An 8,846-nucleotide genomic window follows, 5' to 3' on the forward strand; every position below is an offset into this window, starting at 1 on the left:
GCCTTAGTGCTATTTGATTTGGATCACTTGTTTTAAATTTAAAATTGATTTTTAAAGGATTATCCTTTCCTAATTGATTTTGATTATTCTTCATACCTAATTTGGTTTGAAAAACTGTCAAGTTTTTTCAGGATAAGACAATATGCTGATATACTACATTTTAAGAAAATGTGGCTAAACACGAAAAAGGAGTATAATTTTTAGTAAAAGTACCCTAGGATCTGAAATAACGAAAATCTCCGGTGAGCATAGTATATAGCTCCTCTTTCACTTCTTTGGTTTTAGTGGTTATAGCTGCTATACGATTTTAGATATTTATGCTTTCAAAAATCCATATTCATAAACCTTAGGTTCTATTTTCTTGGCTAAGTCTTTTAATCTAGCTCGTAGATTGCTTATCAGTTCATTATATTTCTCATCTTGGCTTTTGGTATTCATTTTCCCTTTATCATTTCTGCCTTGAAAATATTCTCGTATATCATATAGCGAGGCATTGACATTGATATCTGGCTGTGCATGATAGTATGTCCAGAGTGCTCTGCCAGCATCAAATACAGCATTAGCTTTATCGGAAAACTTCGCACCAGTCGCATAAGTAACTATAGGTTCTTCTACCCCACTAAAAATATCTTTCTTGATTTCTGGTCTCATACCAGAGCTAATAAAATCAGTCATAAAATGGCTTTCGAATCGTTCTTTGGCATTGACTTCTTCTTCTGTAAACGGTATCCAATGATTTGTTCCAAACTTTGACTGAATATTATTAGAAAACAAAGCATAAGTAAAACAATCTCGCTGAAACTCAATGTCACCTTCCCAGTTATCATTAGGATATAAATATTGATCTCTATCATTTATCCAAGTTTGTTCTATACAATGGCGTACTGCATAATAAATTGATGTTTCAATTAAATTTTGAGCTCCAATAAATGACCACCTATTAGGGTGATTAGATACATTATAAATACTTATAAAATTACTATGTTGGAAATCGCTCCCATAAAGACCAATAGAGCCAATATTATCTTTACTTTCCTTACGATTGTGATATTTTCTATACCAGTCTGTAATAAAAACTTTGTCGTCATAAGCATAAAATATTTTTTTACCTATTACATTTCCTTTGTTATCGAAAATATCACAATTAATTTCTTCAATTTTTCTTTTACCATCTAGTGACCAAATCAAGAATCCAATTGGGAAATTTCCTTTTACATTATCAAAAGTATTCGCTTGGCAAATGAAACCTCCTAAATAATTAGCCTTAAAATAATTTCTAAATTTTGAAAAATTGGGACCTTGAATAATTTTTAATTTAGAAAATTGAGCAAGGATTGTATTAGGTAGTTTATCATATATTCGTGTTAAGAATTGAGCAAACAATTCCTTTGTAGCTATTCCAATAATATCTCCATATTCTAGCTGTGATTTTGTAAATGAAACTCCTCTTTTATTAATTCTGTCTTTATCTTTTGTATCATTATTTGCAGTCTCTGCATATGGCGGATTTATATAAACAACTAACTTTTTTCTCTTCTCGGGGTCATTGATGATATCTTGCAGCGATTTCGGTAGTTTGGAGAAATCATCATTGAGAAAATCAAACTGGAATACATGGCTGTCGAGCAGATTTGCTCCGTTTTTAATGCGGTCACGCATGACCTCTACATCCTGACTATCAAGCGTAGAAGCATAAATATTGTATTTATTGGTCAATCCATTCAAGAGGTTGCCGGTACCAGCCGCACAGTCCCAGATATAGTATTCGTCTTGCCAGTTTTCGCCAAGGTAGTCTGTCAGATACTTTTGTGATAACTCGACCCATATCTGAGGAGTGAAAAAACTCCCTTTTCGCTCTCTCACATCCTGCGGTACGAGGAGGTCTCGGCGCTCTACGATATAGTCCCAGTATTCCTCTTTGGGGGGTCGGTCGTATCGATTCCAGAACTGTGTATGAGCTAGTTGATTGTCATTAAAATCAAGCCTTTTGCTGCTAAACATCCCTGCTTCATCTATTTTTCTATCGAGCTCATAGTAGTCTTTTTTTAGAAGGACAAATAGCTTTTCTTTCAGCGTATTGTTCTCTCTAGATAGTATATCTGCTAGGTAGAAGTCGCCATCTATGATGCCAGATTTTTTAGCTATATCCCAGTTCACTGCTATAGTGGGCTTTACCTCTATGAGCCATTTATTGTAGATGACCATAAAATTGTTTTTATCAATTTTGGTCTTAGTCACTCCGAACTTGCCTACTTTGAAGTTTTCTCGAATAAATTTTTTTAGTTGCTTATCATCCCGGTCATAGCGAAATATTAGGGAATTGTCATCTAATGATTTTTTGACTTTGTCATATACAAGGCGAAACTCTTTGGTATCATGATTAGAAGGTGCTACAGTCCAGTTAAAATCATTTTGGTAGAAAATATCATGAATATCATTATAGGGAACGAAAGCGATTTTGTCTGCGTCCAAAGCTCCGAGAAAAGGTGGAGGAAGATGCTTGTCAAAAGTCCTAGCTCTACCTATTGTGAGTATCAGTTGCACTATTGACTTATAGATGTCTGACGAGCCTTTTTTTGCTTCTGCCCATAGTAGAGATTCTTGTTCAGAATCTTTATTATCTTCTTGTACCATCGATATACAAAAATCTACCTTGCCTATAATTCGCGTACTATCAAACATATAAAAGTAGTCGCTAGCCACCTTGTTTTTAAGTTCTTCTTCTAGTATATTATGATATGCCATGTTTGCTAAATTAAAAATTATTTTAATTTTCCTTATCTAAATTATTTTGAATTTATCTTTATACAGTAGTTTGAAGATAGGATACAAAAACGCTCTCTTGGCATTTTCTTTGGCATCGCTTTCTATATATCTTTGCAGCTCCGCTAGTTCTTTGTAGTATGATTTTGTTTTAGCCACTAGTCATATGTTTTTTCAGATTCAAAAGTAGCCGAAAATTTTTATTTCTGTGTATTAGCCCGTTTTTTCTGTGTGGACTAGGGAAGAATCTGATAATTCTCAATTGTATTCTGTTAGATTGGATTCGATTTTATTGTCAGAACTATTTATTCCACATTCATACTCACCCAAAGCTTATATAATCTCAGCTCATCAAATCCAAACTCATCATTCAAATAGGAACGCATTTGTGTAAGACTCTCGAAATCATTTTTGCCATTCAGTTTTTTACAAATCAGTTTTAATTTATCTAGGTCTATAAGCTCTTCCACTTCTACTTCTCCTTTTTCTAAATATTTCAATAAGTGTCCAGTAACTGTTTGGATAGTCAATTTTCTGATATTCGCTACCTCCGCTATACTCTTTGACTTTTGCCATAATTCAAAGCTCAATTCATACGTCGATTTCTTTGGTTCTTTTTCTTTCGTTTTAGACTTAGTAGATTTAGATAATGACGTGAGACTTGAAGATGGTATTTCTCCTATCTCTTTGATTAATTTAATTTTCAACTGCTCCACTTCATTGGTAGAAAGTGATTGCTTATTGAGCGGTAGACTTTGTCTCATGCATGCCACTAGTTTTTTCAAACGTTCTAGGTGCTTGATATAGGTCACCACAAAGCTCTCTAGCTCTCGTATATCATTCTCATATTCCTTGACCCTCATCACAAATGACAAGTCATACAGTTTTTTCAGAACAATTTTTTCTACATCTACCCACAAAGGGAAAAAATAATCATAGGACTTTTCTATTCGTTCAAATAATAAATTGACATCGGAAACATTGACTATCCGCCCTAGGCTTGTTTGAAATTTTTCTGCCACTTCGATGATTGCATCGGTTTTTAAATGCACATCTTCTATCCATTTTTTTTCTTTCGCCACAATAGTATTAGCTCCCGAAGAATTCACTTCTTCCTTCATCCGCTGCATCCATCGTCTGATGTCATTATATGTATATGAGCGCATACAGATATCATAAAGAAAATCTTGCGTATAAATCGAAAGATTGCGCTCTATATCTTCAGATGAAGATTTGTATTTTTCATAATTCAAAACGGCTTCCTCAATACTAATATTTCGAGAAGTCAACGGCTGCAAAAGTTTCAATCCTTGCAATGATGTCAATCTCGAGAGTGCGACATAGGCCTGACCAGGTGCGAATATTTTTGAAATATCAATAGCGGCTTTATCAAATGTCAATCCTTGACTCTTATGCACAGTGATAGCCCAAGCTAGTCTTAGTGGATATTGAGTAAATGTTCCTTGAATCTCTTCTTGAATTTCCTGAGTCATAGGATTGACTGTATAGCGAATGTTTTCCCAGGTAAATTTATCAACCTCTATTTCCGTATGGTCATCAGGAAATCGAACGATTAATTCTCCTCCCGAAATAGATTTTACAAAGCCTATTTTACCATTGTAATATCGCTTTTCAAACGACATGTCATTTTTGATAAACATAACCTGAGCTCCTCTCTTCAATCGGAGTTCCTTATCTATAGGATAGAAGTTCTCGGGAAAATCATCTACTATCTCTGCATCAAATGAATATTCTTTTTCTCGTATATCCGCCAATGCTTCTTCATTGATGGTATCTGCTTGTTGATTGTGCGTAGTCAAAACAATGTAGCCTGGATTATATCTCGTGTCAAATTTTGTATCGACATATGGCTCCAGTGCCTCGATTACCTCTTCATCTATTTCATTCATGCGCAGCTTCTGTAGTAGGTTTATAAAGTATGCATCATCCTGTCGCCATATTTTCGTTAGTTCTATATATATTGGTTGTTCCTCTCTCAAAACATGTGCATGAAAGAAAAACTTTCCATCATAGTATTGACTCATCACATCCCATTCGTGATTTCTTATAATAGGGGGCAATTGCATCAAATCTCCTATAAATAAAACTTGAACTCCACCAAAGGGTTTTTTATTGAATCGTACATACTGTAGCATAATGTCTATCGCATCCAATGTGTCTGGGCGCAGCATACTCACTTCGTCTATAATAAGTAACTCTAGACTATTGAGAATAGCACGTTTATCTGCTCTTACTTTAAAATGTCGCAATATAGTTTTTCGGGTTTCAAAAGTTGGTTGACCACCGTAGTTTGAATAATAATCAGTAGGCAAGAGTGGTACAAAGGGCAACTGAAACATAGAGTGTATCGTCACTCCTCCTGCATTGATAGCCGCCACGCCTGTAGGAGCTACGATGATATGATTCTTGTAGGTGGTAGTAGTTATTTTTTTGAGTAAAGTTGTCTTACCCGTACCTGCCTTACCTGTGAGAAAAACATTTTGATTGGTTTGGTTTATGAGCTGTATGACTTGTTCTGTAGTATCGAATTCCATTTGCTTTTTATGTATTAAGATTTTGTGCTTTTTGCGTCTACTTAGTCAATCTTTGTGAAATAGTTATAACACAAAGTTACACAAAGAAGGCACTAAGTTTCGCGAAGGTTTTTCATCTTATTTTTCAATTTAATTAAAACACCTATAGATGCCTTCAATAAGTCTCCTCAATTTATAAACTTAATAAAATTTTCGGGTCTATCATTAAATGGGACTCATTGAATATGGATTTGCCATCTCTTAAAACTATCATTTGAGGAGATTCGTGCTTTACCTGAAGTTTTTCAGCTATATAGTTTGAAATAGGTCTCTGCTCTATAACGCCAACATAGTATATATCAGCTGCATCTTCACTCAGCGGGTATTCTGCTTTCATCTTTTCATAAGACATTCTAGAAATAGGACATACAGTGCTGTGCTTAAAAATAACTTGACTTTTTACTTTTGACCTTGATATGATTTCATCCACCTCTTCAATGGTTGTTATGGTTTGTATTTCTTTCATATCTTTATTTGTTTAATAAAATAATAAATTGACACATTTATTCAACTGTTCAAACATCACAATATCTTGATTGATGAATTCAACTTCTTTGCGAATTAAATTATAGATTTCTTGATTCCTAGGACTAGTCAAGAGGGGTTTTCTGAAATCAAGTGCCTGACAAGCCGTCATAGCTTCTATAGCTAAAATTCGCTCTACATTTTCTACTATTTTCAGACACTTCGTAGCGGCATTAGCTCCCATACTGACGTGATCCTCTTGTCCATTGCTACTCACTATACTGTCTATTGATGCTGGAGTGGCATATTGTTTATTTTGTGATACAATGGAAGCCGCTGTATATTGGGCTATCATAAAACCTGAATTCAAACCTGGATTAGCTACTAAATATAATGGCAAGCCTCGCTGTCCTGAGAGTAATAAATAGGTTCGACGTTCACTTATATTGCCCCATTCCGCCAGAGCAATGGACAAAAAATCTAAGGGCAAAGCCAAGGGCTGTGCATGAAAATTGCCAGCAGATATTATTTTATCTTCGTCCACAAACACATTAGGATTATCTGTTACCGAATTGATCTCCGTTTCTATCACGGAAATAAAATAGTTTAATGCATCGAGCGAAGCTCCATGCACCTGGGGAATACAGCGAAAAGAATATGGATCTTGTACATGCGTTTTAGGTTGTGATATGATATTACTTCCCTTTAGCAAATTTCTAATATCTTCCGAGGTACTAATATGTCCAGAATGTGGTCTCACTTTGCCAATCAATGCATCAAAAGGCTCTATTCTACCATCGAAACCATCAATAGACATGGCTGCTATTTGATTTGCCTTCCGAGAAATTTCTTTTGATTTTATTGCTATATATACTGAATATCCTTGAATAAATTGCGTACCATTTAGCAGAGCTAAACCCTCTTTAGCCTTTAAATGCAATGATTCCCAACCAAGTCTATTTATAACTTCAATCGATTTAGTTAGTTCTCCCTTATAATATACTTCACCTAAACCCAATAATGGTAACGATAAATGTGCCAGCGGAGCTAAGTCTCCACTAGCACCTAAAGAACCTTGGGTATATATTACAGGTATGACATCATTATTGTACATATCAATCAACCGCTGCACCACCTCTAGCGTCACCCCCGAATTTCCATAAGAAAGTGATTGAATTTTCAAAAACAAAATCAACTTTGCTATATCTAAAGGTACTTTATCGCCCATTCCACAAGCATGAGAGACTATAAGATTGTACTGCAGTTTTTCTAGGTTCTTTTCATCTATGGAAATATTATACAAGGATCCAAAACCAGTATTAATACCATAAATGGGGTGGGTTGAATTTTTAAGTTTCTCATCTAAATAATGACGCCCTTTTAAAATCAAGTCCTTGGATTCTTTGGACAAACGCAGTTCAACCCTATCTCTTAGTATTTTAGATAAATACTCTATTGTCAGCTTTTTAGCTGAAATTTCATGGATCATTCTGTACAATATTATCGTCAAATATAAAAACATTCAATTTTGAGTGGTTGTAAACTTTCTGTATCTGAATAAATGAGTATAGTTAAATTTGCTCCTCTTAAAGAACTTCAATTCTTTTTTGAAGCCCTAAATAAAAAAACATGAGTGTATTATCTAAAAGAGTTCTCGAGATGAAAGAGTCCGCTACCTTGGCCATGGCTCGCAAATCAAGAGAACTAAAAGAGGGGGGGGTAGATATCATTAATTTAAGCTTAGGTGAACCAGACTTTGATACTCCTGATAATATCAAAGAGGCCTGTAAAAAGGCGCTAGACAGCGGAGATACTAAATATACCCCTGTTTCTGGTAGCAAGTTATTGAGAGAGGCTATATGCCGCAAACTAAAACGAGAAAATAATTTAGATTATAGTTTTGATCAAATTGTGGTTAGTAACGGCGCTAAACAGGCTATCGCTAATGCTTGTATGGCTTTACTTGATGAGGGAGATGAAATGTTAGTGCCCTCACCATATTGGTTGAGCTATGCTGCTATTGGAGAATTAGCTCAGGCAAAAGTCATAGAAGTATATGCTGGTGCAGATGAAAATTTTAAACCTTCTGCTGACAAATTAGAATCGTTTATTACACCGAAAACCAAGATTATTCTGTTTTCATCCCCCTGCAATCCTACAGGAGCTGTATTCAATCATCAAGACCTTTCTGAACTCGTTAAAGTGCTCCAGAGACACCCACGCGTTCATGTCATTTCTGACGAAATTTATGAGCATATCAATTATTCTGGTGAATATACAAGTATTGCGCAGTTTGAGGAGGTAAAAGAGAGGGTTATATTAGTCAATGGATTATCCAAAGCTTATGCCATGACTGGTTGGAGACTTGGCTATCTGGCTAGTACAAAAGAAATAGCGCTAGCATGTGATAAAATACAAGGTCAAATAACCTCAGGGGCTTGTAGTTTTAATCAAACTGCGGCCATAGAAGCCTTAGATGGTAGTCAAGAAAAAGTACAAATGATGGTAGAAAAGTTCAAGTCTCGAAGGGAACTTGTCTTATCTCGACTAAAAGAAATTCCAGGAATAAAATGTCCGCAGCCTGACGGAGCTTTCTATATTTTTCCTGATATTCGTTCCTATTTCGGTAAATCAAATGGTGATTATAAAATCGCTGACTCTGAAGATATGGCTTTATATCTCCTAGAGAAGGCACATGTAGCTACGGTGGGTGGTAAAAGTTTTGGGGATGCTAATTGTATTCGCATTTCATTTGCTGCATCAGAGGAAGCACTAAATACTGCCTTTGATAGAATAAAACTGGCTCTAGCAAATCTTCATTAATCCAATTACAGACACATAGTGGGGATATAGGATTCTAAAGCTCATTTATTTCTCTTACAATAAAAAAAAGACCTCCAAATGGAGGTCTTTCTTTATTTTGTTTAATTTTAAACTTGTTTTACTGTCTCATGATTTCAATGAAACCTGTCTTGGTCGTCTTGAACTCATCTTCTAGCTCTAGTAAGTAGTAGTAAACACCAT

6 protein-coding genes are annotated in these 8,846 nt (G+C 35.2%); 1 reads left to right on the forward strand and 5 read right to left on the reverse strand.

Annotation, left to right across the window (positions count from 1 at the left end; translation table 11 throughout):
- Positions 1 to 315 precede the first annotated feature (315 nt).
- From JNL75_05300 to hutH, 5 genes are all read right to left on the reverse strand, one after another.
- On the reverse strand, positions 316 to 2,745 hold the full coding sequence (locus JNL75_05300; GenBank protein ID MBL7789233.1) for a hypothetical protein: 2,430 nt from the start codon (positions 2,743 to 2,745) through the stop codon (positions 316 to 318).
- A gap of 36 nt (positions 2,746 to 2,781) precedes the next feature.
- Positions 2,782 to 2,922, reverse strand: a complete 141-nt coding sequence (locus JNL75_05305; protein MBL7789234.1) for a hypothetical protein — start codon at positions 2,920 to 2,922, stop codon at positions 2,782 to 2,784.
- 146 nt (positions 2,923 to 3,068) lie between these two features.
- Positions 3,069 to 5,318, reverse strand: a complete 2,250-nt coding sequence (locus tag JNL75_05310; protein MBL7789235.1) for a helix-turn-helix domain-containing protein — start codon at positions 5,316 to 5,318, stop codon at positions 3,069 to 3,071.
- A 172-nt stretch (positions 5,319 to 5,490) separates the two neighbouring features.
- Positions 5,491 to 5,823 (reverse strand): bacillithiol system redox-active protein YtxJ, encoded by a 333-nt coding sequence (ytxJ, locus tag JNL75_05315; GenBank protein ID MBL7789236.1) that lies wholly within the window; start codon positions 5,821 to 5,823, stop codon positions 5,491 to 5,493.
- 12 nt (positions 5,824 to 5,835) lie between these two features.
- The gene (gene hutH, locus JNL75_05320) at positions 5,836 to 7,320 is read right to left on the reverse strand and encodes a histidine ammonia-lyase (protein ID MBL7789237.1); all 1,485 of its coding nucleotides are present in this window, start codon (positions 7,318 to 7,320) and stop codon (positions 5,836 to 5,838) included.
- Positions 7,321 to 7,505: 185 nt separating this feature from the next.
- On the opposite strand from hutH, the gene JNL75_05325 reads away from it, so the two are divergent.
- The gene (locus JNL75_05325; GenBank protein MBL7789238.1) at positions 7,506 to 8,645 is read left to right on the forward strand and encodes a pyridoxal phosphate-dependent aminotransferase; all 1,140 of its coding nucleotides are present in this window, start codon (positions 7,506 to 7,508) and stop codon (positions 8,643 to 8,645) included.
- Positions 8,646 to 8,846 lie beyond the last annotated feature (201 nt).

Source organism: Chitinophagales bacterium (assembly GCA_016787225.1).
In the GTDB taxonomy this organism is placed as follows: domain Bacteria; phylum Bacteroidota; class Bacteroidia; order Chitinophagales; family JADJOU01; genus CHPMRC01.